This is a genomic window from Blastococcus deserti (genome assembly GCF_042682525.1).
GTDB lineage: Bacteria > Actinomycetota > Actinomycetes > Mycobacteriales > Geodermatophilaceae > Blastococcus_B > Blastococcus_B deserti.
Genome location: NZ_JBHUHP010000007.1, coordinates 38632 through 64180 on the forward strand (window position 1 = coordinate 38632; position 25549 = coordinate 64180).

Sequence of the window (25549 nt, forward strand, 5' to 3'; positions counted from 1 at the left end):
CCCGCCGGGGAGCGGAGCTGGGGGCGGCGGCTGACCCGGCTGGGCGCGCAGACGTTCCGGTCGTGCATCCCGACCAGGACCCGTTCGCCGGCGGCGCCGCCCACCGGGCGGCCCACCCCGGGGACGCGGACGGCCACGAGTCGAAGGACCCGATCCTCCCCGGGAGCGGCCCGGGACGAGGGCCTGCCCTCAGCCCCGGACGACGGCCAGCACCCGGGCCGCGGCGTCGGCGACCGGCACCTCCACGCGGTCGCCGGTCGCCCGGTCGCGCAGCTCGATCACGCCCTCGGCGAGCCCCCGGCCCACCGTCACGATCGTCGGCATCCCGAGCAGCTCGGCGTCCTTGAACTTCACCCCCGGGGAGACCTTGGGCCGGTCGTCGTAGAGGACCGTGAGGCCGGCGGCGACGAGCTCCCGGGACAGCGCCTCGGCGGCCTCGAACACGGCGGCGTCCTTGCCGGTGGCGACGACGTGCACGTCGGCGGGGGCCACCTCCCGCGGCCAGCACAGGCCGAGCTCGTCGTGGGTGGACTCGGCGATGGCGGCCACCGCGCGGGAGACGCCGATGCCGTAGGACCCCATCGTGACCGTGACGAGCTTGCCGTTCTCGTCGAGCACCTCGAGACCCAGCGCGGCGGCGTACTTGCGGCCGAGCTGGAAGATGTGCCCGATCTCGACGCCGCGGGCCAGCTCCAGCGGACCGGAGCCGTCGGGAGCGGGGTCGCCGGGCAGCACCTCGGCGGCTTCGACGACGCCGTCCCAGGTGAAGTCGCGCCCCGCGACCAGGTCGAACACGTGCTTGCCGGGCTCGTTGGCGCCGGTGATCCACCGGGTGCCGGGCACGACGCGCGGGTCGACCAGGTAGCGGATCCCCGAGTCGCTGCCGGCACCGAGCACCTGCGGGCCGATGTAGCCCTTGACCAGGGCCGGGTGCTTGTCGAACTCGGCGAACGGCTCGACCTCGGCGGGCGAGACCTGCGCCTCCAGGCGCTTGAGGTCGACCTCCCGGTCGCCGGGGATGCCGATGACCAGGGGCTCGCGGGTGCCGTCGGGGTGCACGAGCAGCACGACGACGTTCTTCAGCGTCGACGCGGCGGTGTACCCGGCGTCGGGGAACATCTCCTGCGCGACGGCGACGAGCGTCTCGATGGTCGGGGTGTCCGGGGTGTCCTCGACGTGGGCCTCGGGCAGGCCCTCCAGCGGTATCGCGTCGGGGACGACGGTGGTCACGGCCTCGACGTTGGCCGCGTAGCCGCCGGGTGAGCGGACGAAGGTGTCCTCGCCGATCGGCGTGGGGTGGAGGAACTCCTCGCTCTTGGAGCCGCCCATGGCCCCCGACATCGCCGAGACGATGGCGTACTCCAGCCCCAGCCGGTCGAAGATCCGGATGTAGGCGTCGCGGTGGGCGGCGTAGGACTTGTCCAGGCCGGCGTCGTCGACGTCGAAGGAGTAACTGTCCTTCATCGTGAACTCGCGACCGCGCAGCAGCCCGGCCCGGGGCCGCGCCTCGTCCCGGAACTTGGTCTGGATCTGGTAGAGCGAGAGCGGCAGGTCCTTGTAGGACGAGTACAGGTCCTTCACCAGGAGCGTGAACATCTCCTCGTGCGTGGGGCCGAGCAGGTGGTCGACGCCGCGGCGGTCCTTGAGCCGGAAGAGGTTGTCGCCGTACTCGGTCCAGCGGCCGGTCGCCTCGTAGGGCTCGCGCGGCAGCAGCGCGGGGAAGTGCACCTCCTGCGCGCCCATCGCGTCCATCTCCTCGCGGACGATCCGCTCCACGTTGCGGAAGACGCGGAAGCCCAGCGGCAGCCAGGTGAACCCGCCGGGCGCGGCCCGGCGGATGTAGCCGGCGCGCACGAGCAGCCGGTGGCTGGGGACCTCGGCGTCGGCCGGGTCGTCGCGCAGGGTGCGCAGGAACAGGGAGGACATCCGCAACAGCACGGGGAAAGTCTCCCAGGCGGGGCGGAGTCGATGCCCGAGGACCCCGTGACGCGACGGGTGTGAGCGGATGGAGCGGGGGAGCGCGTCACCGGTGGGGGATGGAGGCAGGACCTCCGTCCCCCACCGGCACTCACGCCGTCAGAGAACTGGGCCTGCGCCGCTCTTCCCAGCGCTCCAGGCCGTACCAGGAGAGCGCCGTCAAGGCCAGGGCCCCGATGGCCGCGCCCACCCAGTCCGGCCAGTAGGTGCTGGATGCCACTCCCGCGCTCACCAGGGACACTCCCAGTGTGTAGGGCAGGAGCGGCGCGGCCTCCCCCGGTGTCAGCCGCCACCGTGGCCGGTCGTCCCGGTGCATGCGCGGCGCGAGCCATCGCATGTACCCGGCGGTCAGCAGGGCGACGACGGCCGACGCGACGATGAAGTGCCACCAGGGGGACTCGTCGCCGACGAGGACGCGGGCCAGGACGACCTCGACGCTGACGACGATGCCCGCCGTCAGCAGCCATACCGAGGTCGCCAGCAGTCTCTGACTGGTCATCAGCGGCAGTATCCCCCCGTGTAGTGGCCCGGCGTCACACCCGGCGTCGCGCCCTTCCAGCTCCAGGTGAACCCGTACTGCACCTTGAGGCACTTGCGCTGCCACATCGCCGACGACGCCCACCCGATGATGTTGCCCGTGTACCAGAGGGCGACGACGTTGAACGGCGGAGGCGCGAACGAGAAGACGCCCACCAGCGAGATGGCTCCACCGGCCACGCCCTGGGTCTCGTACTTGTTGAAGTACACCGTGCCGGTCGTCCACCCCCACGTCCAGCGCGGGTCCGCGACCACCGGGAATGCCGTGGCCTCGTCGAGCTCGATGTGCTGGACCAGGGCGCCGTCGACCAGCTCGTAGGAGCTGGGCACTGGCTGACCGTTCCCGTCCACCGCCCACGCCGGGTCGACGTGACCCAGCGTCAGTTCCTGCACCGTGCCCTCGGTGGGCGTGTCCGTCTTGACGAAATCGACGCCGCCGTCCTCGGCGGGGACGGCGACGACGTCCTCGGGCAGGGTGAGCGGAAAGCTGTAGCTGGCCGGAGCGCTGTCGTCCTCGAGGGCGACGGTCGCCCGGATGCTGCCGTCCACCAGCGGCTGCACCGCGACGTCCGTCGAGGCCCGATCCCCGCCGCTGTAGACGACGGTCCCGTCCGCGACGACGTCCGGGTCGCTGGCCCCGGCGGGCACCGGAAGACCGACCGACATGCGGCAACGTGGCGGGTCCGACGAGACGCCGGAAGAGGCGGAACGGGCGCTCAGAGGTGCGCGAGAAATGACCGCTATGGAGGCCGCTGTGGCAGGGCCCCCGGTGCCGGGCGCGGGGCGGGCTCCTCAGGCCACGACGAGCCCGCGCAGGACCATCCGCTGCGGCCGCCGCAGTACGTCCAGATCCGCACGGGGATCGGCGTCGTACACGACGACGTCGGCGGGGGCACCCTCCTCGATGCACGGCAGGCCCAGCCACGACCGGGCCGACCACGAGCCCGCGGCCAGCGCCGCGTCGGCGGGGATGCCGGCGTCGTGCAGCGCCCGGATCTCGTCGGCGATGCGCCCGTGCTCGATGCCCCCGCCGGCGTCGGTGCCGGCGAAGACGGGCACCCCGGCCTCGAAGGCGGCCCGGACGACGGCGCCGGAGCCGGCGTACAGCCGCCGCATCGTGCTGGCGTACGAGGGGAACTTCTGCTCCCCCGCCGCCGCGAAGTCGGGGAAGTTCTCGACGTTGACCAGCGTCGGCACGACGGCCGTCCCCCGCCGTGCCATCTCGCCGATCAGGTCCTCGGTCAGGCCGGTGCCGTGCTCGATGCAGTCGATACCGGCGGCGATCAGGTCGGGCAGCGCGTCGGTCCCGAAGGTGTGGGCGGTCACGCGGGCGCCCTCCTCGTGGGCGGCGGCGATCGCGTCCTCCAGCACGTCCCGCGGCCACTCGGGGGCCAGGTCGCCGACACCTCGGTCGATCCAGTCGCCCACCAGCTTCACCCAGCCGTCGCCGCGGCCGGCCTGCACGCGCACCTCCGCGGGCAGGTCCTCCGGCTCCAGCTCGATGCCCAGACCCGGGATGTAGCGCCGGGTGCGGGCGATGTGCCGGCCCGCGCGGACGATCCGCGGCAGGTCGGGCTCGTCGTCGAGGGCGCGCGTGTCGACCGGTGAGCCGCAGTCGCGCAGCGCCAGCACCCCGGCGGCCCGATCGGCGAGCGCCTGTTCCCGGAGACCGTCGATGTCCTCGACGTGCACGCCGCCGAGACCGATGCCGACGTGGCAGTGCGCGTCGACCAGTCCGGGCACTAGCCACCCGCCGCGGCTGACCGTCTCGGCCCGGGGCACCGGCTCGAAGGTGAACCTCCCTCCGCGCACCCAGACGTCGCGGTGCTCCCCCTCGGGCAGCACCACACCCGACAGGTGCAGGGGCCGCTCCGGCATCGGCGCGGTCACCGGCCCGGCCGGTCGTCCTTGAGCTGGTCGAAGTTCAGCTTCGTGAGGTCGGGCAGGCCCTGCCCGGGCGGGAAGCCGGGCATCCCGCCCGGCAGCCCGCCGCCGGGGAACCCGGCGCCCGGGGGAAGGGCCGGAGCGCCCATCGGCCGCCGGGCCGGGGCGGTCCCCTTGTTGGCGCCGGCCTTCCCCTTGCCCTTCTTGCCCTTCTTCGACCCCTTCGCCGACGCAGCCTGCATCTGCCGCCCGCGCTGCTTCTTCGACATGGGGCCCATGCCCGGCAGACCCATGCTGCCCGCCATCTGGCTCATCATCTTCTGCGCCTGGGCGAACCGTTCGAGCAGCTGGTTGACGTCGGTGACGCTGACGCCCGAGCCGTTGGCGATGCGGACCCGTCGCGAGGCGTTGATGATCTTGGAGTTCACCCGCTCCTCGGGCGTCATCGAGCGGATGATCGCCGCAGTGCGGTCGAGGTCGCGGTCGTCGACCTGCTTGAGCTGCTCCTTCATCGCCCCAGCCCCCGGGAGCATGCCCAGCAGGTTGGCGATCGGCCCCATCTTGCGGATGGCGAGCATCTGCTCGAGGAAGTCCTCGAGGGTGAAGCCCTCCCGGGAGGCGAGCTTGCCGGCCATCCGCTCGGCCTGCTCGGCGTCGAAGGTCTTCTCGGCCTGCTCGATGAGGGTCAGCACGTCGCCCATGCCGAGGATGCGCGAGGCCATCCGCTCGGGGTGGAAGACGTCGAAGTCGGTGAGCTTCTCGCCGGTGGAGGCGAACATGATCGGCTGGCCGGTCACGTACCGCACCGACAGGGCGGCGCCGCCGCGGGCGTCGCCGTCGAGCTTGGTCAGCACGACACCGGAGAAGCCGACCCCGTCGCGGAAGGCCTCGGCGGTGGTGACGGCGTCCTGACCGATCATCGCGTCGACCACGAACAGCGTCTCGTCGGGCTGCACGGCGTCACGGATGCCGGCCGCCTGCGCCATCATCTCGGCGTCGATGCCCAGCCGGCCGGCGGTGTCCACCACGACGACGTCGTGCATCGTGCGGCGGGCGTGCTCGATGGAGTCCGCGGCGACGCGGATCGGGTCACCGATGCCGTTGCCCGGCTCCGGCGCGAAGACGTCGACGCCCGCCTGCCCGGCGACGATCGAGAGCTGGTTCACGGCGTTGGGGCGCTGCAGGTCGGCGGCCACGAGCAGCGGGGTGTGCCCCTGCTCCTTGAGCCAGCGGCCCAGCTTGCCGGCGAGCGTGGTCTTACCGGAGCCCTGCAGACCGGCGAGCATGATGACCGTGGGCGACTGCTTGGCCAGCCGGATCCGGCGGGTCTCGCCCCCGAGGATGGCGATGAGCTCCTCGTTGACGATCTTGATGACCTGCTGCGCCGGGTTCAGCGCACCGGAGACCTCCGCCCCGCGGGCGCGCTCCTTGATCGAGTTGATGAACGCCCGCACCACGGGCAGCGCGACGTCGGCCTCCAGCAGCGCGATGCGGATCTCGCGCGCGGTGGCGTCGATGTCGGCGTCGGTGAGCCGGCCCTTGCCACGCAGGCCGGCGAAGACCTTGTCCAGGCGGTCGGAGAGGGTCTCGAACACAGCACGTCCTCAGAAGTCACGGGCGCAGGGTCGGCCGCGCCACCTGACCCCAGGGTATCGAGGACCTAGGCGGCGATGCGGGCCCGCACGACGTCGGCCACCACCGACAGCTCACCCATGACCACGGCCGCGCCGCAGTGCACGCACGCCCACTCGGGGCACTCGCCGCCGTCGTCGGTGTGCCCGTCGAGGCACGGGGGCTGCACGAACTCGGTGACTTCCCCGCACGGGGGGCAGGGCCACATCCGGCTGTCCATGTGGGCTCCTCTCGTCAGGGGGACCGTTCCGTCCCGTCGTCCTGACCGTCGCACGCCCTACTGACAGAACTCGGGAGCTGACCCGGCGTGTCGGCCGTGCGCGACTCGACCGGCGCACCCGTGCCGAGGGTGGCGGCCACCAGGGCGGCGTCCACCCGCCGGCGGTGCTCGGGCTCGACGGCCGAGCCGGAGGGGCTGCAGACGTAGAAGCAGTCGACCGCGTCCGCGCCCAGGGTCTCGATGCGGGCCGAGGTCACGTCCAGCCCCTCCTCCGCGATCGCTGCGGTGAGCCGGTACAGCAGCCCGGCCCGGTCGGGGGCGCGCACCTCGACGATGCCGGTCGCCGCACCGCTCACCTCCCCGTCGTGCCAGGAGATCCGCGGGACCGCCGTCCGGACGCCGTCCTGGCGGTAGTCGGCCTCGCGCTGCCGCAGACGGGCGGCCAGCGGCAGGGTGCCCTGCAGCGCGGCCCGCACCTCGTCGGCGAGGATCTCGGGCACCGGGGCGCGGCCGAACCGCGGGCGCACGGCGAACACGCCCGTCGCGTAGCCCTCCGCCACCGACATCTTCGCCGCACGCACGTCGAGCTGGTTGAGGGCCAGGACGCCGGCGCACGTGCTCAGCAGCCCGGGCCGGTCGGGAGCGCGGATGGTGACCTGCTGCCCGTCGGCGACGTCCGCGATCCCCACCGTCACCGCCCCCGTGGCGTCGCGGCCGTCCGGCAGCGGGGCGATCACCTGCGCGCCGGTGGGATGCAGGAGAGGCTCCGGCTCGGGCACCGGCCCGCCGTCCAGCTTGCCCTGCACGCGGGCCACCAGCGCGGCGACCAGGTGGGCCTTCCACGGCGACCACGCCGACGCGCTGGTGGCCGCGCCGTCGGCCTGGGCCAGGGCGTGCAGCAGCTGGAGGACGGCGGGGTCGTGCCCGATCGTCGCCGCGACGCGGTCGACGGTCGCCGGGTCGTCGATGTCGCGCCGGGTGGCGGTCGCCGGCAGCAGCAGGTGGTGGCGCACCAGCGTGGCCACCGTCGCCACGTCGGGCGGGGCGAAGCCCATCCGGACCGCGATGGCGGCCGCGATCGGCTCGCCGACCTCGCTGTGGTCGCCCGGCCAGCCCTTGCCGATGTCGTGCAGCAGCGCGGCCACGAGGAGCAGATCGGGGCGGTCGACGTCGCGGGTGAGCTCCGCGGCCGCCGCGGCGGCCTCGACCAGGTGCCGGTCCACGGTGAACCGGTGCCAGGGGTGGCGTTGCGGCAGGGACCGGACCCGGTCCCACTCCGGCAGCAGCCGGGCGAGCAGCCCCTCCTGGTCGAGCTGCTCGAGAACCGGGACGGCGGCGCGCCCGCTGGCCAGCAGGCGCAGGAAGGACCAGCGGACCTCCGCCGGCCACGGCTCGGGCACCGGCGGGCTGTGCACCGCCAGCACCTTGAGCGTGTACGGCGAGAGGAGCAGGTCCACCCGGGCGGCGGCGGCCGCCGCCCGCAGCAGGAGCCCGGGATCGGCGGAGGGCTTGGCGCCCTGTGCCAGGACCACCTCGTCGCCCTGACGCACGACGCCCTCCGCCAGCGGCTCCCGGCGCACCCGGCGGTAGCGGCCGCGGGGACGGCGGACGAGGGCGGCCTCGACGCGGCGCCACGTCTCGTCGACCACGAACGCCAGCCGCCGCCCCGCGAGGCTCACCTCGCGCAGCAGCGCGTCCTCGTCGGCCAGGCCCAGGGCCACCGCCACCGGGCGCTGCTCCTGGCGCACGAGGACGTCGCTGGGCCGGCCGGTGCGCCGGCGCAGTTCGTCCCGCACGTCGAGCAGGAGGGAGTAGGCGGCTTCCAGTTCGGCGCCCGGCTCGTCGCCGAGCTGGGCGGCGGCGACCGCGCGCAGGACCTGCCCTTCCCGGAGTCCGCCATAGGCCTCCTTGAGGTCCGGCTCGAGGAGGAAGGCGAGCTCACCCACGTGCCGCGCCCGCTGGCGGCGGAGGTCGCGCAGCTGTGGCAGGAGCTTGGACGCCGCCTGCCGCCAGCTGGCCAGGGTGGCGGTGCGCAGCCGCGCGGCGAGGTCGGCGTCGCCGGCCACGAGCCGGGCGTCGAGCAGGCCGAGACCGGCCTTGACGTCCGTCGACGCCACGGTGACCGCCTCGCCGATCGACCGCACCGAGTGGTCCAGGCGGACGCCGGCGTCCCAGATGGGGTACCAGAGCGCGTCGGCGACGGCCGCGATCTCCGGCCGGCCCTCGTGGAGGAGCACGAGGTCGAGGTCCCCGTGGGGCGGCGGCTCCCGGCGCCCCAGGCTGCCGACGGCCACCAGGGCGACGCCGTCCGTGCCGGTCCGCGGAAGGGGGCCGCCCCGGCGCGGGCGGGGCGGCGGCGTGCCGGCCACCGCGTCGGCGAGCAGCCCGCCCAGCCAGGCGTCGAGGGTCCGCACGCGCTGGTCGCGGCTCAGGCCCGGCAGCGCCTCGAGGTCGAGCAAGGATCCCCCTCCGGAAACGGCGTCAGCCGGGGTGACGGGTGGTCCGCCACCCCGGCCGACGCGGTGGTCAGCGCAGGAACTCAGCGCGCGCCGGCACTAGAGCGCATCGTCGCCGCGCTCACCGGTGCGGACGCGGACGATCTCGTCGATCGTGGTGACCCACACCTTGCCGTCCCCGATCTGCCCGGTGGACGCGGCCTCGACGACGGCGTCCACCACGCGGGCGGCGTCGAGCTCGCTGACGACGACCTCGATGCGGACCTTGGGCACGAAGTCGACCTGGTACTCGGCCCCGCGGTAGACCTCGGTGTGGCCCCGCTGCCGGCCGAAGCCCTGGACCTCGCTGACGGTGAGCCCGGCGATGCCGATCAGCTCGAGGGCGTTCTTGACGTCGTCGAGCTTGAACGGCTTGACGATGGCGGTGACGAGCTTCATGCCAGGGTCCTCTCGGTGTTCCGGGCCTTGTCACTGGGGAAAGGGCCCTCGGTCGATGCGGCACGCGCCTGACCGGCCAGTGGTGCGGTGGAGCCGCTGCTGCTGAGCGAGGCGAAGTCGTAGCCCGACTCCGCGTGCACGACGTTGTCGATGCCGGTGACCTCCTCATCCTCGGTGATCCGGAAGCCGATCGTCTTCTGGATGAGCGTGCCGATGACGAGGGTCACGACGAAGGAGAAGAGCAGGACGGCCAGCGCCCCGACGACCTGACGCCACAGCTGGTCGACGCCACCACCGTAGAAGAGTCCGTCCACACCCGCCGGGGCATGCGCCGTGGCGAGGAAGCCGATGAGGATCGTGCCGACCAGACCGCCGACGAGGTGGACACCGACGACGTCGAGGGAGTCGTCGTACCCGAACCGGTACTTCAGGCCCACGGCCAGCGCGCACAGCGCACCGGCGACCGCACCGACGACGATCGCGCCGATCGGCGACACCGAGGAACAGGCCGGGGTGATGGCGACCAGACCGGCGACAACTCCGGAGGCGGCACCCAGCGACGTGGAGTGGCCGTCACGCACCTTCTCCACGAGCAGCCACGCCAGCGTCGCCGCCGCTGTGGCCACCAGGGTGTTCACCCACGCCACCGCGGCGGTGTTGTTCGCCGCCAGGGCGGAGCCGGCGTTGAAGCCGAACCAGCCGAACCAGAGCAGCCCGGCGCCGATCATGACCAGCGGCAGGTTGTGCGGGCGCATCGCCTCCCGGCCGAAGCCGCGGCGCTTGCCGAGGACCAGGGCCAGGGCGAGCCCGGCGGCACCGGCGTTGATGTGCACGGCGGTCCCACCGGCGAAGTCGATGGCCGCCAGGTCGTTGGCGATCCAGCCACCCACGTGGCCGGCGTCGGTGTCGAAGTCGAAGACCCAGTGCGCGACGGGGAAGTAGACGATCGTGGCCCAGACACCGGCGAAGACCATCCACGAGCCGAACTTGGCGCGGTCGGCGATGGCTCCGGAGATCAGGGCGACGGTGATGATGGCGAAGACGGCCTGGAAGCCGACGAAGGCCATCGCCGGCAGCCCACCCTCCTCGCTGGTGGCGTCGGCCATCAGGCCCTGGAGACCGAGGAACTCACCCGGGTTCCCCAGCAGGCCGAGGCCGACGTCGTTCCCGAAGGCGACCGAGTAGCCGTAGACGACCCACAGGACGCTGATCAGGGCCAGCGCGCCGAAGCTCATCATCATCATGTTCAGCACGCTCTTCGCGCGGACCATGCCGCCGTAGAAGAGCGCGAGGCCTGGGGTCATCAGCAGCACGAGCGCCGCGCTGGTGAGGATCCAGGCGGTGTCGCCGGTGTTGACCACGGCAACCTCCTGAGTGGTTCGTCGGCCCTGCGGCCGTTCGGTGGACTCCGACGCTCGGGTGAGCGGCGACGTGGCGTTCACCGTGCCGTCGGCGTGTTTCTGCCGCGGTCGTCGTCGCGTTTCGGATCGGTGAACAACGCGCCGGGTGTCCGGTCCCCGTGTTCCACCCGTGTTGCGCGGGGACCGGCTGATGGCGGCTGTTCCGCCCGGCGGGCGCCCGGGGCGCTTGTTGCGAACAGTTCGCAGTAATGTCTGCGCCCGTGAGCCGAGGGATGACCGTGGACCAGACGTTCCTGCCGCACCGCGCCGCCTCGACCGGCCGGCTCTCCCCGCGGGACCGGCGCTCGATCGGCGGCATGGCCGGCTTCGTCCTGCTCCTGCACGTCGTCGGGTGGGGCGTGCTGGTGTTCGCCGTCGCCCCCCGCGACTACCAGCTGGGCAGCACCGGCGTGCTCGGCGTCGGCGTGGGTCTGACCGCGTACATGCTCGGCGTCCGGCACGCCTTCGACGCCGACCACATCGCCTCGATCGACAACACCACGCGCAAGCTCGTCGGCGAGGGCAGGCCGTCGGTGAGCACCGGCTTCTGGTTCTCCCTCGGGCACTCCTCGGTCGTCTTCGTCGCCAGCCTGCTGCTGGTGCTGGGGGTCCGCTCGGTCGCCGGTGTGGTGCAGGACGAGAACTCCGACGTCGGCCAGACGCTCGGCCTGATCGGCACCCTGGTCGCCGGGACCTTCCTGGTGCTCATCGGTCTGATGAACCTGGTGGCCGCGGTGGGCATCACGCGGGTCTTCCGGCGGTTGCGCACCGGGGAGTTCGACGAGGCCGAGCTCGAGCGGCACCTGCACAACCGCGGCTTCCTGGCGCGGCTCCTCGGCCGCGTGACCCGGCGGGTCAGCAAGCCGTGGCACCTCTACCCGGTGGGCCTGCTCATGGGGCTCGGCTTCGACACCGCCACCCAGGTGGCGCTGCTCGTGCTCGCCGCCGGCTCCGCCGCGTTCGTCCTGCCCTGGTACGCGATCCTGGTCCTGCCGGTCCTCTTCGCGGCCGGGATGAGCCTGTTCGACACCGCGGACGGCGTGCTCATGTCGCGCGCCTACGGCTGGGCGTTCCTCAAGCCCATCCGCAAGGTCTTCTACAACCTGACCGTGACGCTGCTGTCGGTCACCGTCGCCCTGGTCATCGGCGTCCTGGTCCTGGCCGGCCTGATCGTCGAGCGGCTGGGCATCGAGACCGGGCCCCTCGTCTGGGCGGCCTCGCTGGACCTCGAGCACGTCGGGTTCGCCGTCGTCGGGCTGTTCGTGGTCACCTGGGCGGTGGCCCTGGCCGTGTGGCGGTTCGGCCGCATCGAGGAGCGCTGGACCGCCCCGGCCGAGAGCTAGAACGGCGTCCGGCAACGTACGCCCTGAGCGGCCACCCAGGGCGAGCAGTGCGACGGTTCCGGAGGCCCTGGACGCTCCTCATCGAGTAGGTGCACGGTAGGGAGCATGCAGTCGGTGGAGGCCTCGGCCATGGTGCCGCTGAGCCCGGAGAAGACGTGGGACTTCTTCTGGGAGGACCCGCAGCGGACCGCCACGTACCTGGCCAGCTCCGTGACCCTCGAGGACTTCGAGATCCGCGCCGACGGGACGCCCCGTTACCGGATGGTGCAGAGGATCGGCCCTCTTCCGCGCATCAGCTGGGTCTCGGACTACGAGGTGTTCGACCGCCCCAGGCAACACGTGAACAAGACACTCGAGTCCCCGCTGGGCGGCAGGTTCTACGGCACCTTCGAGCCCACGGCGGGAGGCACGAAGGTCACGTGGCGCTGGGACGTCGAGCCGCAGAACCTCTTGGTGCGCTCGCTGCTCCCGGTGCTGCGACCGGTTCTCGCCTGGTCGTTGCGGCGCGACCTGAACGCCTGGACCAAGGCTGCGGCCGACCGGCTGGCCTAGCGCCTTGCCCGTGTCGTGGGGGGTGCTAGTCCGCTCCCCCGACGAGCGCCTCGGCGAAGGCCCGCGGCTCGAAGGGCGCCAGGTCGTCGGGACCCTCCCCCAGGCCGACCAGCTTCACCGGGATGCCCAGTTCCCGCTGGACGGAGACGACGATGCCGCCCTTGGCCGTGCCGTCGAGCTTGGTGAGCACGATGCCGGTGACGGTCACGGCCTCGGTGAACACCCGCGCCTGGACGACGCCGTTCTGACCGGTGGTGGCGTCGAGGACGAGCAGCACCTCGGTGACCGGCGACTGCTTCTCGACGACCCGCTTGATCTTGCCCAGCTCGTCCATCAGGCCCGACTTGGTGTGCAGCCGGCCGGCGGTGTCGATCAGCACGGCGTCCACCTCGCCCTCGACGCCGGTACGGACCGCCTCGAACGCCACGGAGGCCGGGTCGCCGCCCTCGCGGCCCCGCACGGTGAGGACACCCACCCGCTCGCCCCACGTCTCGAGCTGGTCGGCCGCGGCGGCACGGAAGGTGTCGGCCGCGCCGAGCACGACGCTCTTCCCGTCGCCGACGAGCACGCGGGCGATCTTCCCCACCGTCGTGGTCTTGCCCGCGCCGTTGACGCCCACGACCAGGACGACGCCCGGCCGGCCCTCGTGCCGCTGCACGCCGAGGCTGCGGTCGAGGTCGGGGCCGAGGACCGCGGTGAGCTCGCGGACGAGCAGGTCGCGGAGCTCCGTCCCCGACGCGGTCGCGAGCACCATCGACTGGGTGCGCAGCCGCTCCACGATCTGCGTGGTGGCGGCGAGGCCGACGTCGGCGGCCAGGAGCGTCTCCTCGACCTCCTCCCAGTCGTCCTCGGTCAGCTTCTCGCGAGCGAGCACGGTGAGCAGGCCGCGGCCCAGCGACGACTGCGAGCGGGCCAGCCGGGAGCGCAGCCGCACCAGCCGCCCGGCCGACGGCGGCGGGGTCTCGAAGACCAGGCCCGGCTCCGGCTCGGCCGGCGGCAGCTCGACCGGTGGCGCCTCCGCAGCCTCCGGCGGCAGGCCGAGCCCCGACGCGGTGGCACCGCTCGGCCGCCGCTCCTCGACCGGCGGCTGCGGGCGGGGCCGGGTGAGGGTCGTCCCGGTGATCGCGTCGTCGTCGAGACGGGTGGTCCGCCGTCCGCGGCCGACGAGAAGACCGACGCCGGCGATCAGGGCGACGACGAGTATCGCGATCGCGATCAGGACGAATTCCATACCGCGAGTCTCCCAGCCCGCGGCGGCGATGCAGGAAGGACACAGGTTCGTGGTCCACCCTGGACCGATGCCGCATCCGACGAGCGACGATCCGGTCCTCCTGCTGGGCCCCCTGCTCCGGCACGTGGACCCCGTCTCGGCCACCGTGTGGGTGGAGACCGACCGACCCTGCGAGGTGGATGTGCTGGGCCGGCGCGCCCGCACGTTCTGCGTCGGAGGGCACCACTACGCGCTCGTCGTCGTGGAGGACCTCGAGCCCGGCAGCGCCACGCCGTACGAGGTCCACCTGGACGGCGTCCGCGTGTGGCCGCCGGAGCCCTCGGAGTTCCCCCCGAGCCGGATCCGGACGCCGGGCCGTCCGGGTCCGTTCCGGCTGGCCTTCGGCTCCTGCCGCTACGCCAGCCCGCGCACGGTCGAGAAATCCGAAGGCATCCCGCCGGACGCGCTGGACCTCTATGCGGCCCAGGTGTCCGCCGTGCCCGAGGACCAGTGGCCCGACGCCCTGGTGTTCCTCGGCGACCAGGTCTACGCCGACGAGCTCACGGAGCACACGAGATCCGCGCTGCGCCGCCGGCGCGACGGTCGGCCGAGGAAGCAGGCCCCGGTCGGCGAGGTCGCCGACTTCGAGGAGTACACCCGGCTCTACGACGAGTCCTGGCGGGACCCGCAGGTGCGCTGGTTGCTGTCGACCATCCCGTCGTCGATGATCTTCGACGACCACGAGATGATCGACGACTGGAACACGTCGGCGGCCTGGCGCGAGAGGCTGACCCGGAAGCCGTGGTGGGAAGGACGGATCACCGGCGGCCTGGTCAGTTACTGGGTCTACCAGCACCTGGGCAACCTCAGCCCGCAGGAGCTGGCCGGGAACAAGACCTGGCAGGCGATCCAGGGCATGAGCACCGACGACCCCACCCGGGACGCCGAGCCGATGCTGCGCGAGATGGCCGAGCTGGCCGACGCCGAGCCCGCGACCATCCGGTGGAGCTACGTGCGGCACTGGGGCGACGCCCGGCTGATCATGGTCGACAGCCGGGCCGGCCGCGTCCTGGAGGAGCAGCACCGCCGGATGCTCGACGAGGACGAGTTCGCCTGGGTCGAGGCCGCGATGCGCCGCGCGGTGGACGAGGGCGTGGAGCACCTGATCCTCGGCACGTCCCTGCCGTGGCTGCTGCCGCACGCGATCCACAACCTCGAACGGTGGAACGAGACGCTCAACGCGCGCCACCACGGCCGCTGGCGGGGGCGGATCGCCGAGGCGGTGCGCCAGGCGTCCGACCTGGAGCACTGGTCGGCGTTCGGGCACTCGTTCGAGCGCCTGGGCAGAGCCCTCACCCGGGTCGCGGGAGGCGAGTACGGCCGGACGCCGTCGACCGCGCTGGTGCTCTCCGGCGACGTCCACCACGCCTACGCCGCCGAGCTCGTACAGCCGGCGGGCCTGACCGCGCGCGTGCACCAGCTCACCGTCTCCCCCCTGCACAACCAGGCACCGCACCCCATCCGCGTCGGCTTCAAGATCGGGTGGAGCCGCGCGGCGCGACGGCTGACCGCGCGGCTGGCACGGTGGGTGCAGGCCGAGCCGACCCAGCTGGGATGGGAGAAGCAGGCCGGCCCGTACTTCGGCAACCAGATCGGTGAGCTCGTGCTGGAGGGGCGGTCGGCGCGGTTCGTGCTGTCGGTCACCGAGCTCGGGCAGCCGGGCCTGCGTCAGGTGCTCGACACGTCGCTGGCCGGCGCCTGAGAAGGTGCACCCATGACAGGTGGTGTCCCCGGTGTGCGGCCGGCCCCGGGTCCCGGCCAGCCACCGATCCCGGTCCGGCTGGTCACGTTCAACACCCATCACGGTGTCGGTGAGGACGAGCGGCACGACCTGCCGCGGCTGGCGAAGCTGCTGCACGCCGTGGACGCCGACGTCATCTGCCTGCAGGAGGTCGACCGTCACTTCGGGGAGCGCAGCGAGGACGTCGACCAGGCCCTGCTGCTCTCCCGCGCCCTGGACATGCAGCTGGCCTGGGGCCCGGCCATCGACGAGCCGAGGCCGGACCGCGCGGCCCGGCGTCAGTACGGCAACGCGCTGCTCTCCCGGCTGCCGATCCTGATCAGCGACGTGCACCGGCTGCCCGGCGGTGGCGAGCCGCGCGTCGCGCTGCGGACGATGCTGGAGCTGGACGGCGGGACGCTGTGGGTCACCGCGACGCACCTGACGACCCGGTCCGCGCGGGAACGGGCCGCGCAGGTCGCCGCGCTGGCCTCCCTGCACGGCGAGGACATGGCGTCCGGGGTCCTCGTCGGTGACTTCAACGCGCGCCCCGACGCCCCGGAGCTCGACCCCCTGCGGGAACGGTTCACCGATGCCTGGGAGCTGGCCCGGGACCGGGACGACCAGGCGGGCTGGCGGTTCTGGCAGCGCGAGGAGGGGCTCACGCACCCGGCGCACTGCCCGCACCGGCGGATCGACCAGGTGTGGGTGTCGGCCGGGGTGGGTGTCGCGTCCGCCCGGGTGCTCGACGCCGAGGGCGCGTCGGACCACCTGCCGGTCCTGGTCGACCTGCTGATCCCCTCGGGGGTCTGACGGAGGCCGGCCCGCTCACCGCGCGCGGGGCGCGGCGAGCCTCCGGACGCGGCCGCCGCTAGCGCGCACGGCGCCGTCGCCACCACGACCGCTGCGCACCGACGGCGGGCTCGGCTTCCCCGCCCTCGCCCGTCTCCCAGCGCACGCGCTCGGGCGCCGGCAGCGGCAGGGGTTCGTCAAAGGAATGGACCTCCAGCCCGGCCAGCCGGCCGTGCTCGACGAACAGCACGAGGCCGCCGATCGGCTCGCCGTCCCGGTCGAGGACCGTGCCTTCGACGGGCACGGGGTTCCGTGCCGGGGACGCCGGCAGGGAGGCGGGCACGTGCAGGTCGATGGTCATGCAGCCGCACTCGCAGCCGGTGGAAGCCGTCGCGTGCGGTACCTGTGCCCGCAGCGCCTCGACGCCGTCGAAGTCGTGGTGGAGCAGCGAGTCGAGCAGCGATCGTTCCGTCCGCGTCAGGGGCCGCCGTGCTCCGGCGCGGTGGTCGTCGGGCATGTCGTCAGTGTCGTCCACGGGTTCCGGTCACGAGCGCCGCCGCTCAGGCGGTCTCAAGCTCCCGGAGGCGCTGGCTGATGACGCCGGTGATGCCGTCGCCGCGCATGCTGACCCCGTAGAGCGCGTCGGCGATCTCCATCGTCCGCTTCTGGTGCGTGATGATGATCAGCTGCGACGTCGAGCGCAGCTGCTCCACCAGGGTCAGCAGCCGGCCGAGGTTGACGTCGTCCAGCGCCGCCTCGACCTCGTCGAGGACGTAGAAGGGCGACGGCCGGGCGCGGAAGATCGCGACGAGCAGGGCGACCGCCGTCAGCGACCGCTCGCCGCCGGACAGCAGCGACAGTCGCTTCACCTTCTTGCCCGGCGGCCGGGCCTCCACCTCGATGCCGGTGGTCAGCAGGTCGTCGGGGTCGGTGAGGACCAGCCGCCCCTGGCCACCGGGGAACAGCGTGGCGAAGACCCGCTCGAACTCCGTGGCGACGTCGGTGAACGCCGAGGCGAACACGGAGTGGATCCGCTCGTCCACCTCGCGCACGACGGTGAGCAGGTCGCGGCGGGTGGACTTGAGGTCCTCCAGCTGCGTGGCCAGGAAGCCGTGCCGCTCCTCGAGGGCCGCGAACTCCTCCAGCGCCAGCGGGTTGACCTTGCCCAGGGTGGCGAGGTCGCGCTCGGCCCGGGCCGCGCGGCGCTCCTGCACCGCGCGGTCGTAGGGCACCGGACCGGGCTCGGGCTCCCCCGCCGCCTCGGCCGCCGCGATCTCCTGCGGCGACGGCGGCACGGGGGCGGCCGGTCCGTACTCCCCGAGCAGCGTCGGCAGGTCGACGCCGTACTCCTCCGCCGCGCGGGTCTCCAGGGCCTCGATGCGGTAGCGCTGCTCCGCGCGGGCGACCTCGTCGCGGTGCACCTCGTCGGTCAGCCGGTCGAGGTCGGCGGTGGCCGCGCGCACCCGCGCGCGCACCTCGAGCAGCTCGGCCTCGAACGAGCTCCGTGCCACGGCGAGGGCGTCCCGCTCGGCGGCCGCGCGGACGAGCGAGGCGCCGAGCGCGGCGAGGGCGCGCTCGGCACCGGTGCGCACCGACGCGGCGACGACGGCCCCCTGCTCCCGGGCCGCCCGGGCCGCGGCCGCCCGCTCGCGGGCGGCCCGCTCCTGACGCGCCTGGCGGCGCAGCGACTCCGCCCGCCCGTGCAGCGCACGGGCGCGCTCCTCGGCGGTGCGGACGGCCAGCCGGGCCTCGGTCTCGGCCTGGCGGGCGGCGGACACCTCGGCGCGCAGCCGGTCACGGGCCTCCGTCGAAGGCTCCTCCTCGACCGGCGCCGCCTCCGCCTCGGCGAGACGCTGCTCCAGTCCGGCGAGGACGCCCAGCGCCTGCTCCAGCGCCTGCTCCGCCCGGACCCGCGCGGCCAGCGACCGCTCGGCCTCGGCCTCCGCGGACCGGGCCGCGGCACCCAGCTCGGCCAGCTCGGCGGCGACGGCCGAACGGGAGCGGTCGGACGCCTGCCGCGCCGCGAGCGCGGAGTCGACCTCGTCGGAGCGAGCGCGCGCCGCGTCGCGAGCCCGGGCGAGCTCGTCGGCCAGCTGGTCGGCGCGCGCCTGCGCCGCCACCAGCTGAGTCTCCGCCTCGTCGACCCGCGCCCGCACGACGAGGTTGGACGGGGCGTCGCTCTGACCGCCCACCGCCCAGTCCGCGCCCACCAGATCGCCGGCGGCGGTGACGGCACGCACCCGCGGGTGGACGCCGACCAGCCGGACGGCCGCGTCGAGATCGGGCACCACGGCGACCCGCTCCAGCGCCCGAGCGAGGGCGGGCTGCAGCTCCTCGGGAGCGGTGACCGAGTCCAGCGCCCAGCGGGCCCCGTCGGGCAGCGCCGGCCAGCCGTCCCGCGGCCCGGGCGGCAGTCCGCCGGTGACCAGGAGACCCGCGCGGCCGCCGTCGGTGCCCTTCAGGTGACCCAGCGCGGCGGCGGCCGAGGCGACGCCGGAGACGACGACGGCGTCGGCCATCCCGCCCAGCGCGGCGGCCACCGCCACCTCGTCGCCGGCGCGCACACCCAGCCGGTCGGCGACCGGCCCGAGGACCCCCTCCAGACCCGCGCCCAGCACGGCGGCGGCGCCGTCGACCGGGGTGAGCCCCTGCGCCAGGGCGTCCCGGCGGGCCTGCCAGGAGGCACGGTCGCGCTCCGCGGCCCGCTCGGCCTCGGTCAGCTCGGCGACCAGCCGGGCCGCGGTGGCGTGGGCGGCGACCGCCTGCTCGTGCGCGGCGGCGAGTGCGGCGTCGCCGTCCTCCTGGTCGGCCACCGTCTCCCGCCGGTCGGCCAACCGCTCCGCGGCCACCTCGGCACGGTCGGCCGCCTCGCCCGCGGCGAGGGTGAGCCGCTCGATCTCGGCCTGGCCGGCGGTGACCCGGGATCGCGCGGCGGCCACCTCACCGGAGAGGCGGGCCAGCCCTTCGCGGCGGTCGGCCAGGGCCCGGGCGGCGGCCACCCAGGCCCGTTCCTCGGTGGCCAGCGCCGTCTCCAGCCCGCCGCGTTCCGCGACGACCGCGGCCAGGCGGGCGCGCTCGGCCTCCAGGCCGGCCGCCAGCTCGATCTCGGTGGCGGCGACCCGCTCGGCCTCGGCGTCGAGCTGGTCGGGGTCGCGACCGGCCGTGCCGGCCGGCGCCGCGGCGGAGAGGTGACGGTGCCGCTCGGCAGCCAGCTGGGCGATGCCGCGGAAGCGCTCACCGAGGGCCGACAGCCGGTACCAGGTGTCCGAGGCGGCCTGCAGCCGCGGGGCGCCGGCCGCGAGCTCCGCCTCGAGCTCCGCCTCCCGGCGGGAGACGACCGACAGCTCGCGCTCGACGACGGCCCGCCGTTCCCGTGCCGCGGTCTCGTCGGCGACGTCCTTGTCCAGGGAGTCGCGCAGCTGGACGAGGTCGTCGGCGAGCAGCCGCAGGCGGGCGTCGCGGAGATCGGCCTGCACACCGGCGGCCCGGCGCGCGACCTCGGCCTGCTTGCCGAGGGGCTTGAGCTGGCGGCGCAGCTCGGTGGTGAGGTCGGCCAGCCGGTCGAGGTTGTGCGACATCCCCTCGAGCTTGCGGAGCGCCTTCTCCTTGCGCTTGCGGTGCTTGAGGACCCCGGCCGCCTCCTCGATGAAGGCACGCCGGTCCTCGGGACGCCCGGACAGGACGGCGTCGAGCTGCCCCTGCCCGACGATGACGTGCATCTCGCGGCCGATGCCGGAGTCGCTGAGGAGTTCCTGGACGTCGAGGAGGCGGACCTTGTCGCCGTTGATCTCGTACTCGCTCTCGCCGGAGCGGTACATGCGGCGGGTGATCGACACCTCGGTGTACTCGATCGGCAGGGCGCCGTCGGAGTTGTCGATGGTCAGGGTCACCTCGGCCCGCCCCAGCGCCGGGCGGCCGGCGGTGCCGGCGAAGATGACGTCCTCCATCTTGCCGCCGCGCAGGCTCTTGGCGCCCTGCTCGCCCAGGACCCAGGCGATGGCGTCGACGACGTTGGACTTGCCGGACCCGTTGGGGCCCACGACGGCGGTGATGCCGGGCTCCAGCCGGAGGGTGGTGGCGGACGCGAAGGACTTGAAGCCCTTGAGCGTCAGGCTGGAGAGGTGCACGAGACGAGGACCCTAGTGGAGCGGAGGCGCTGCACCCCGCAGATCAGGGCCGGGTGGGAAGAGTGTGACGGAAGGGTCCAGAACGAGGACCCCGTCCTCCCCGGCCCTCGCGAACTCGGACCGGTGCCCTGGACGCTGCCTCAGGCGAGCGCGGGCTCGTTGTCGCCGGCCATCGACAGCAGTTCGTGGGCGATGGCCGCGTCGCGCTGGGCGCGCAGCTCCTCGAGTTCCTGCTCCAGCCGGCGCACCTTGGCCCGCAGGATCGCGTTCTCCTCGACTACTCGAAGCTCCGCGGGTGCGACGACGTGACCGAACAGGGCCTTGGCCATGACTGCAACGGCCTTTCCGAGCGAGAGGGTGAGCCCGGCGCCCCGGATGTCGGTCGGCGCGAGCTGTGGTATCCCCAGAGTGACAGGCCCGGACACGCAGGTCAACGCGAAGACTGCCTACTCCCCGTGTCGGGGGGATGTCGCGTTCGTCACTCTGTGGTGAACTGCCGGCACCCCCGCACCGGCTCGTGCCGGACGTCGACGCGCCGGACCGATCCGGGCGCGCGGGGGCCGTCGAGCTGGTCGAGCACGGCGGCGACGTCGTCGGCGGCGCCCTCCAGGACCACCTCGACGCGGCCGTCGGGGAGGTTGCGGGCAGAGCCGGTCAGCCCGGCGGACTCGGCGAGGCTCCGGACGAACCACCGGTAGCCGACGCCCTGCACGTGGCCGGTGACGACGGCGACGGCCCGGGTGGCGTTCATGCCCGCCGCCGGCGGATCGGTGCGGTGCGAGGCCGGGGCTGGCACGCGGGACAGCTGTAGCTGGACCGGTTCATGAACGACTCCCGGCGGATGGGCGTGCCGCATCGGGGGCAGGGCCGGTCGGCCTGGCCGTAGACGGCGAGGAAGCGGGAGAAGTAGCCGCTCTGCCCGTTGACGTCGACGTAGAGGGAGTCGAACGACGTGCCGCCCTGGGCAAGGGCCTCCCCCAGCACGTCGCGGACGCCGCCGAGCAGGTCGGCGACCTGTGTGCGGGTGAGCCTGTCGGTCGGCCGGGCGCCGTGCAGCCGGGCCCGCCACAGCGCCTCGTCGGCGTAGATGTTGCCGACGCCGCCGATGAGCGTCTGGTCCAGGAGCGCGCGCTTGACCTCGGTGCGCCGCCGCCGGAGCGCGGCGCTGAAACCGGCCTCGTCGAAGGAGGCGTCGAGGGGATCGATCGCGATGTGCGCGAGCCGGGGCGGGATCTCGCCGTCCGGCCCACCCTCCTCGACGGCGAGCCCGCCGAAGGTGCGCTGGTCGACGAACCGCAGCTCGCGGCCGCCGTCGGCGAAGGTGAACCGGGACCGGAGGTGCGTCTCGTCGGGCTGGCTCGGCTTCTCCACGAGCAGCTGACCGCTCATGCCCAGGTGCGCCACGAGCGCCCGGCCCGACGGTGTGCCGTCGGGCTCGGCCAGCGGGAGCCAGAGGTACTTGCCCCGCCGGTGGGCGGCGGTGAGGGTCCGGCCGGTCAGATGGGACACGAAGGACTCGGCGCCCTCCAGGTGCCGGCGCACCGCGCGGGGGTGGTGCACCTCGACCGTGGCCACGGTGCGCCCGGCGACCCACTGCTCCAGGCCCCGGCGGACCACCTCGACCTCGGGAAGTTCGGGCACGGCTCAGCCGTCCTGCTGCAGCGCCCGCCAGGCCGCCTCCGCGGCCTCCTGCTCGGCGGCCTTCTTGGTGCGGCCACTGCCCCGCCCGTAGACGCTCCCGCCGAGCAGGACCGTGGCGGCGAAGGTCTTGGCGTGGTCGGGCCCCTCGTCCTCCACCCGGTAGCTGGGCGCCCCCAGGCCACGGGCGGCGCCGAGCTCCTGGAGGCTGGTCTTCCAGTCCAGGCCGGCACCCCGGGTGGCGGCCTCGACGAGCATCGGGTCGAACAGCCGGTGGACGATCTCCGCGGCGGTGTCGAGCCCGCACCCCAGGTGGATCGCGCCGATGAGCGCCTCGAGGGCGTCGGCGAGGATCGAGTCCTTCTCGCGGCCGCCGGTGGTCTCCTCGCCGCGCCCGAGCAGCAGGTGCGGGCCCACGCCGCCGTCCCCCAGCCGCCGGGCGACGCCGGCCAGGGAGGTCATGTTGACGACGGAGGCACGCAGCTTGGCCAGCTGGCCCTCGGGGAGGTCCGGCTGGCTGCGGTAGAGCTCGTCGGTGACGACCAGGCCGAGCACCGAGTCGCCCAGGAACTCCAGGCGCTCGTTGGTCGGCAGGCCGCCGTTCTCGTACGCGAAGGACCGGTGCGTGAGCGCCAGCCCGAGCAGACCGTCGGGCAGCTCGACGCCGAGGGCGTCCCGCAGCCAGGCGGCGGACCGCTCGGCGTGCGCGGGACCGCCCGGGGCCATGCCGTCAGCAGCGCTCTCCGAGGAGCGCGTGCCGGCGACCGTGCCCACCGTCGACCCGGCGATCAGACCGAGAGGACCTGGCGGCCGTCGTACTGACCGCAGTTCGGGCACGCCTGGTGCGGCGGCTTGAGCTCGCCGCAGGCGCGGTTCGGGCACGGCGACAGGGTCGGCGCGCTGGCCTTCCACTGCGACCGGCGCGAACGGGTGTTGGCGCGGGACATCTTCCGCTTCGGGACAGCCACGGTCAGTTCTCCTCGGTGGTGGGGCGCTCGCCGGGGGTGCCCGGCGAGGACGTGGATGCGTCGGCACCGGACGCGTCGGTGCCGAACTTGGCGGCCAGCGCCGCCCAGCGGGCGTCGACGACCTCGTGCGCGTGGTCGGCCGGCAGGTCGTCCAGGCGCTGCCCGCAGTCGACGCACAGTCCGGCGCAGTCGTCGGTGCACACGGGCGCCAGCGGCAGGGCGAGGACGACGGTGTCGCGGGCCAGCGACCCGAGGTCGAGGTGGTCGCCCTCGATCCGGCGGACCTCGTCCTCCTCGCTGGTTGCCTCGGTCGTGCTGCCCTCGTAGGCGTAGAGCTCCTGGATGGCGAGCGACAGGGTGTCCTCGACGGGCTCGAGGCAGCGGGCGCAGGAGCCGGTGACCGGGACGCCGATGTCGCCGCTGACCAGCACGCCCTCCATGACCGACTCCAGCCGCAGCCGCAGGTGCACGTCGGCACCGGCGGGGACGCCGATCAGCTCCACGCGCCAGTCCTCCGGCGCGGGCGCGGTCCGGTCGAGCTCCTGCATCGACCCGGCCCGTCGGCCCAGCTCCCGGAGGTCCACGCGCCAGGGGTCGGCTGCGGGGCGCCGGGGGTCGGAGGGCCGTTGACCCTGAGACTCGGCGCCAGAGCGGAGCGGAGAGGCAGACATGTCAGTACTCGCGGTAGGCAGTGGATGGAGGCCGGCCGGGACCACCCCGTGACGTCGGGGCAAACCGGCAGTCGGACCGGGAGTCGAGACTACCCGATCCCCGCCCGGCACCGGCGGCCCGCACGTCGGCCCCAGGGCGGCCCCGTCCCGAGGCTCACCGCGAGCTCGCGAGCGGTGAGAGGGACGGGGTCCTTCTACTCGCGCAGCGTCGTGCGGGCCTTCTCCACCGAGTGCAGCATGCGCTCGAGGGTCGTCCCGAAGTCCGCGAGCCGGCTGTCGACGTACTGGTCGACCTCGGCCCGCATCCGTGCGGCGTCGGCGTGCGCCTGGGCGCCGAGCTCGTCGGCGCGGGTGACCGCCCCCCGGTAGACCTCGGTCTCGGTGATCAGCCGCTCGTGCTCGGCCTCGGCGGCGGCCAGCATCTCGGCGTGCTGGGCCCGGGCGTCGGCGAGCAGCGCCTCCCGGTGGGCCACCGCCTCCGCGACCAGCCGCTCGGCCTCCGTCTCCGCCTCGGCCAGGATGTCCTCGGCGTCGGCCTGGGCCTGGGCGAGCAGCTCGTCGCGCTGCCGGCGGGCGGTGCCCAGCAGCTCGTCGCGCTGACGACGGGCCGCCTCGAGCAGCTGCTCGCTCTCCGCGCGGGTGCGGCCGGTCAGCCGCTCTGCCTCGGCCTGTGCCTGCTGGAGGATCTCGGTGCGCTGCTCGACGATCGCGCCCGCGGCCTGCACGTCCTCCGGCAGGGACTCCCGCAGGTCGTCGAGCAGGTCCAGCAGGTGGTCGCGGGGCACCATGCAGGAGGCGGACATCGGCACGCTGCGGGCGTTCTCGATGACCGTCGTCAGCTCGTCGACCGTCTCGTACAGGCGGTACACCACCTCGGTCACGGGGTCGCCTCACGCCGCGTGCGCTCCCGGAGCCGGTCGTCGACGGCCTTGGGCACGAGCCGGGAGACGTCGCCGCCGAAGGTGGCGATCTGCTTGACCAGGCTCGAGGACAGGTGCCCGACCTGCGGTGCGGTCGGCACGAACAGGGTCTCGACCGCCGCCAGCTCACGGTTCATCTGCGCCATCTGCAGCTCGTACTCGAAGTCGCTGACCGCGCGCAGGCCCTTGACGATCACCGGGATGGCGTGGCTCCGGCAGTACTCGACGAGGAGGCCCTGGAAGCTGTCCACCGTGACGTTCGGCAGGTCGGCGACGGCGTCGCGGAGCAGCTCCATGCGCTCGTCGACGGTGAAGAGCCCGGCCTTGCCCGGGTTCACCAGCACCGCGACGACCAGCTCGTCGTAGAGACCGGCGGCCCGGGTGATGACGTCGACATGACCGTTGGTCACCGGGTCGAAGGATCCCGGGCAGACGGCGCGTCTCACGGAGAGCGACCGTACCGGAGCTGGGCCTCCCCGTAGCGGCGGTCGCGCAAGCCGGTCAGCGGTGTCGGCCACTCCCACGGCTCCTCGCGGCTGGAGCGCTCGACGACGAGCACGGCCCCGGGCGCCAGCCAGTCGCGGTCCACCAGTGAGCGCAGCACGGCGAGGACCTCGTCGACCGGCGTGTCGTACGGCGGGTCGGCGAGGACGAGGTCGAAGCGCGCGGGTGGCGCTCCGCCGACGACGCCGGGCACCGAGCCCGCGACGACCCACCCGCCGGGGAGGCCGATCGTGGCGAGGTTCTCCCGGAGCACCGGGAGGACGGCCGGTGACGACTCGACGAAGACGACGCGGCCCGCTCCCCGGGAGAGGGCCTCGAGCCCCAGCGCGCCGGTGCCCGCGTAGAGGTCGAGCACCGCGGCGCCGCGCAGGTCGGTCAGGTGCGTCAGCGCGTTGAACAGCGCCTCGCGGGCGCGGTCGCCGGTGGGCCGGACGCCGCTCTTCGGCACCTTGAGCCGGCGTCCCCCGGCGGTTCCCGAGATCAGCCGCGTCATCGCGGCC

General features: G+C 73.9%; 25 protein-coding genes. 4 read left to right on the plus strand and 21 right to left on the minus strand.

Annotated features, from left to right (window positions below; translation table 11 throughout):
* Window positions 1-189: 189 nt before the first annotated feature.
* The 9 genes from ACFSHS_RS06940 to ACFSHS_RS06980 form a co-directional block, all read right to left on the minus strand.
* Complete coding sequence (locus ACFSHS_RS06940) at window positions 190-1938, minus strand: proline--tRNA ligase (protein WP_376873469.1); 1749 nt, start codon at window positions 1936-1938, stop codon at window positions 190-192.
* A 130-nt stretch (window positions 1939-2068) separates the two neighbouring features.
* Window positions 2069-2476, minus strand: coding sequence for a hypothetical protein (locus ACFSHS_RS06945; protein WP_376873471.1), 408 nt, complete (start codon window positions 2474-2476; stop codon window positions 2069-2071).
* Window positions 2476-3180: a hypothetical protein gene (locus tag ACFSHS_RS06950; RefSeq protein WP_376873473.1), complete on the minus strand. Its 705-nt coding sequence runs from the start codon at window positions 3178-3180 to the stop codon at window positions 2476-2478. Before ACFSHS_RS06950 ends, ACFSHS_RS06945 begins: the two co-directional genes overlap by 1 nt.
* Before the next feature lie 126 nt (window positions 3181-3306).
* Window positions 3307-4404 (minus strand): amidohydrolase family protein, encoded by a 1098-nt coding sequence (locus ACFSHS_RS06955; protein WP_376873475.1) that lies wholly within the window; start codon window positions 4402-4404, stop codon window positions 3307-3309.
* Window positions 4401-5993: a signal recognition particle protein gene (gene ffh, locus ACFSHS_RS06960; RefSeq protein WP_376873477.1), complete on the minus strand. Its 1593-nt coding sequence runs from the start codon at window positions 5991-5993 to the stop codon at window positions 4401-4403. Before ffh ends, ACFSHS_RS06955 begins: the two co-directional genes overlap by 4 nt.
* A gap of 65 nt (window positions 5994-6058) precedes the next feature.
* Window positions 6059-6250 (minus strand): hypothetical protein, encoded by a 192-nt coding sequence (locus tag ACFSHS_RS06965; protein WP_376873479.1) that lies wholly within the window; start codon window positions 6248-6250, stop codon window positions 6059-6061.
* Window positions 6251-6264: 14 nt separating this feature from the next.
* Complete coding sequence (locus tag ACFSHS_RS06970) at window positions 6265-8709, minus strand: [protein-PII] uridylyltransferase (RefSeq protein WP_376873481.1); 2445 nt, start codon at window positions 8707-8709, stop codon at window positions 6265-6267.
* A gap of 96 nt (window positions 8710-8805) precedes the next feature.
* Complete coding sequence (locus ACFSHS_RS06975; RefSeq protein WP_026856120.1) at window positions 8806-9144, minus strand: P-II family nitrogen regulator; 339 nt, start codon at window positions 9142-9144, stop codon at window positions 8806-8808.
* Complete coding sequence (locus tag ACFSHS_RS06980; protein ID WP_376873484.1) at window positions 9141-10505, minus strand: ammonium transporter; 1365 nt, start codon at window positions 10503-10505, stop codon at window positions 9141-9143. Before ACFSHS_RS06980 ends, ACFSHS_RS06975 begins: the two co-directional genes overlap by 4 nt.
* A gap of 260 nt (window positions 10506-10765) precedes the next feature.
* On the opposite strand from ACFSHS_RS06980, the gene nicT reads away from it, so the two are divergent.
* Complete coding sequence (gene nicT / locus ACFSHS_RS06985; protein ID WP_376873486.1) at window positions 10766-11887, plus strand: Nickel transporter NicT; 1122 nt, start codon at window positions 10766-10768, stop codon at window positions 11885-11887.
* A 105-nt stretch (window positions 11888-11992) separates the two neighbouring features.
* Window positions 11993-12439 carry an SRPBCC family protein gene (locus tag ACFSHS_RS06990; RefSeq protein WP_376873488.1) on the plus strand — a complete coding sequence of 149 codons (447 nt, stop codon included), beginning with the start codon at window positions 11993-11995 and terminating at the stop codon, window positions 12437-12439.
* Window positions 12440-12464: 25 nt separating this feature from the next.
* On the opposite strand, the gene ftsY is transcribed toward ACFSHS_RS06990, so the two are convergent.
* Window positions 12465-13670, minus strand: coding sequence for a signal recognition particle-docking protein FtsY (gene ftsY, locus ACFSHS_RS06995; RefSeq protein WP_376873490.1), 1206 nt, complete (start codon window positions 13668-13670; stop codon window positions 12465-12467).
* A 67-nt stretch (window positions 13671-13737) separates the two neighbouring features.
* On the opposite strand from ftsY, the gene ACFSHS_RS07000 reads away from it, so the two are divergent.
* Window positions 13738-15411: an alkaline phosphatase D family protein gene (locus ACFSHS_RS07000; protein WP_376873492.1), complete on the plus strand. Its 1674-nt coding sequence runs from the start codon at window positions 13738-13740 to the stop codon at window positions 15409-15411.
* A 12-nt stretch (window positions 15412-15423) separates the two neighbouring features.
* The gene (locus tag ACFSHS_RS07005) at window positions 15424-16242 is read left to right on the plus strand and encodes an endonuclease/exonuclease/phosphatase family protein (RefSeq protein ID WP_376873494.1); all 819 of its coding nucleotides are present in this window, start codon (window positions 15424-15426) and stop codon (window positions 16240-16242) included.
* A 58-nt stretch (window positions 16243-16300) separates the two neighbouring features.
* Here ACFSHS_RS07005 and ACFSHS_RS07010 read toward each other — a convergent pair whose 3' ends face one another.
* The 11 genes from ACFSHS_RS07010 to rsmD all read right to left on the minus strand — a co-directional run bounded on the left by ACFSHS_RS07010 (window position 16301) and on the right by rsmD (window position 25542).
* A complete protein-coding gene (locus tag ACFSHS_RS07010; protein WP_376873496.1) occupies window positions 16301-16738 on the minus strand; it encodes a hypothetical protein in 438 nt (145 codons plus the stop codon).
* A 43-nt stretch (window positions 16739-16781) separates the two neighbouring features.
* Window positions 16782-20348 carry a chromosome segregation protein SMC gene (gene smc, locus ACFSHS_RS07015; protein WP_376873498.1) on the minus strand — a complete coding sequence of 1189 codons (3567 nt, stop codon included), beginning with the start codon at window positions 20346-20348 and terminating at the stop codon, window positions 16782-16784.
* A 140-nt stretch (window positions 20349-20488) separates the two neighbouring features.
* Window positions 20489-20677 carry a hypothetical protein gene (locus ACFSHS_RS07020; protein WP_376873500.1) on the minus strand — a complete coding sequence of 63 codons (189 nt, stop codon included), beginning with the start codon at window positions 20675-20677 and terminating at the stop codon, window positions 20489-20491.
* Between the two features lie 149 nt (window positions 20678-20826).
* On the minus strand, window positions 20827-21099 hold the full coding sequence (locus ACFSHS_RS07025) for an acylphosphatase (protein ID WP_376873502.1): 273 nt from the start codon (window positions 21097-21099) through the stop codon (window positions 20827-20829).
* Entirely contained in the window at window positions 21096-21989 is an 894-nt protein-coding gene (gene mutM, locus ACFSHS_RS07030; protein ID WP_376873504.1) for a bifunctional DNA-formamidopyrimidine glycosylase/DNA-(apurinic or apyrimidinic site) lyase, read from the minus strand. Before mutM ends, ACFSHS_RS07025 begins: the two co-directional genes overlap by 4 nt.
* Before the next feature lie 3 nt (window positions 21990-21992).
* Window positions 21993-22712 (minus strand): ribonuclease III, encoded by a 720-nt coding sequence (gene rnc, locus ACFSHS_RS07035; protein WP_376873506.1) that lies wholly within the window; start codon window positions 22710-22712, stop codon window positions 21993-21995.
* Between the two features lie 62 nt (window positions 22713-22774).
* Entirely contained in the window at window positions 22775-22954 is a 180-nt protein-coding gene (rpmF, locus tag ACFSHS_RS07040; RefSeq protein ID WP_376873508.1) for a 50S ribosomal protein L32, read from the minus strand.
* A 2-nt stretch (window positions 22955-22956) separates the two neighbouring features.
* Entirely contained in the window at window positions 22957-23538 is a 582-nt protein-coding gene (locus tag ACFSHS_RS07045) for a YceD family protein (protein ID WP_376873510.1), read from the minus strand.
* A 281-nt stretch (window positions 23539-23819) separates the two neighbouring features.
* Complete coding sequence (locus tag ACFSHS_RS07050; RefSeq protein ID WP_376873512.1) at window positions 23820-24506, minus strand: SPFH domain-containing protein; 687 nt, start codon at window positions 24504-24506, stop codon at window positions 23820-23822.
* Window positions 24503-24991, minus strand: coding sequence for a pantetheine-phosphate adenylyltransferase (gene coaD / locus ACFSHS_RS07055; RefSeq protein WP_376873513.1), 489 nt, complete (start codon window positions 24989-24991; stop codon window positions 24503-24505). Before coaD ends, ACFSHS_RS07050 begins: the two co-directional genes overlap by 4 nt.
* Window positions 24988-25542 (minus strand): 16S rRNA (guanine(966)-N(2))-methyltransferase RsmD, encoded by a 555-nt coding sequence (gene rsmD, locus ACFSHS_RS07060; protein WP_376873515.1) that lies wholly within the window; start codon window positions 25540-25542, stop codon window positions 24988-24990. Before rsmD ends, coaD begins: the two co-directional genes overlap by 4 nt.
* Window positions 25543-25549: the final 7 nt, after the last annotated feature.

Excerpts from the sequence above, each read along its gene's own strand:
- ACFSHS_RS06945 (WP_376873471.1), bottom strand. The coding sequence starts at position 2,476 with ATGACCAGTCAGAGACTGCTGGCGACCTCGGTATGGCTGCTGACGGCG.
- ACFSHS_RS06950 (WP_376873473.1), bottom strand. The coding sequence starts at position 3,180 with ATGTCGGTCGGTCTTCCGGTGCCCGCCGGGGCCAGCGACCCGGACGTC.
- ACFSHS_RS06965 (WP_376873479.1), bottom strand. The coding sequence starts at position 6,250 with ATGGACAGCCGGATGTGGCCCTGCCCCCCGTGCGGGGAAGTCACCGAG.
- ACFSHS_RS06975 (WP_026856120.1), bottom strand. The coding sequence starts at position 9,144 with ATGAAGCTCGTCACCGCCATCGTCAAGCCGTTCAAGCTCGACGACGTC.
- ACFSHS_RS06990 (WP_376873488.1), top strand. The coding sequence starts at position 11,993 with ATGCAGTCGGTGGAGGCCTCGGCCATGGTGCCGCTGAGCCCGGAGAAG.
- ftsY (WP_376873490.1), bottom strand. The coding sequence starts at position 13,670 with ATGGAATTCGTCCTGATCGCGATCGCGATACTCGTCGTCGCCCTGATC.
- ACFSHS_RS07000 (WP_376873492.1), top strand. The coding sequence starts at position 13,738 with ATGCCGCATCCGACGAGCGACGATCCGGTCCTCCTGCTGGGCCCCCTG.
- ACFSHS_RS07005 (WP_376873494.1), top strand. The coding sequence starts at position 15,424 with ATGACAGGTGGTGTCCCCGGTGTGCGGCCGGCCCCGGGTCCCGGCCAG.
- ACFSHS_RS07010 (WP_376873496.1), bottom strand. The coding sequence starts at position 16,738 with ATGCCCGACGACCACCGCGCCGGAGCACGGCGGCCCCTGACGCGGACG.
- ACFSHS_RS07020 (WP_376873500.1), bottom strand. The coding sequence starts at position 20,677 with ATGGCCAAGGCCCTGTTCGGTCACGTCGTCGCACCCGCGGAGCTTCGA.
- ACFSHS_RS07025 (WP_376873502.1), bottom strand. The coding sequence starts at position 21,099 with ATGAACGCCACCCGGGCCGTCGCCGTCGTCACCGGCCACGTGCAGGGC.
- rnc (WP_376873506.1), bottom strand. The coding sequence starts at position 22,712 with ATGGCCCCGGGCGGTCCCGCGCACGCCGAGCGGTCCGCCGCCTGGCTG.
- rsmD (WP_376873515.1), bottom strand. The coding sequence starts at position 25,542 with ATGACGCGGCTGATCTCGGGAACCGCCGGGGGACGCCGGCTCAAGGTG.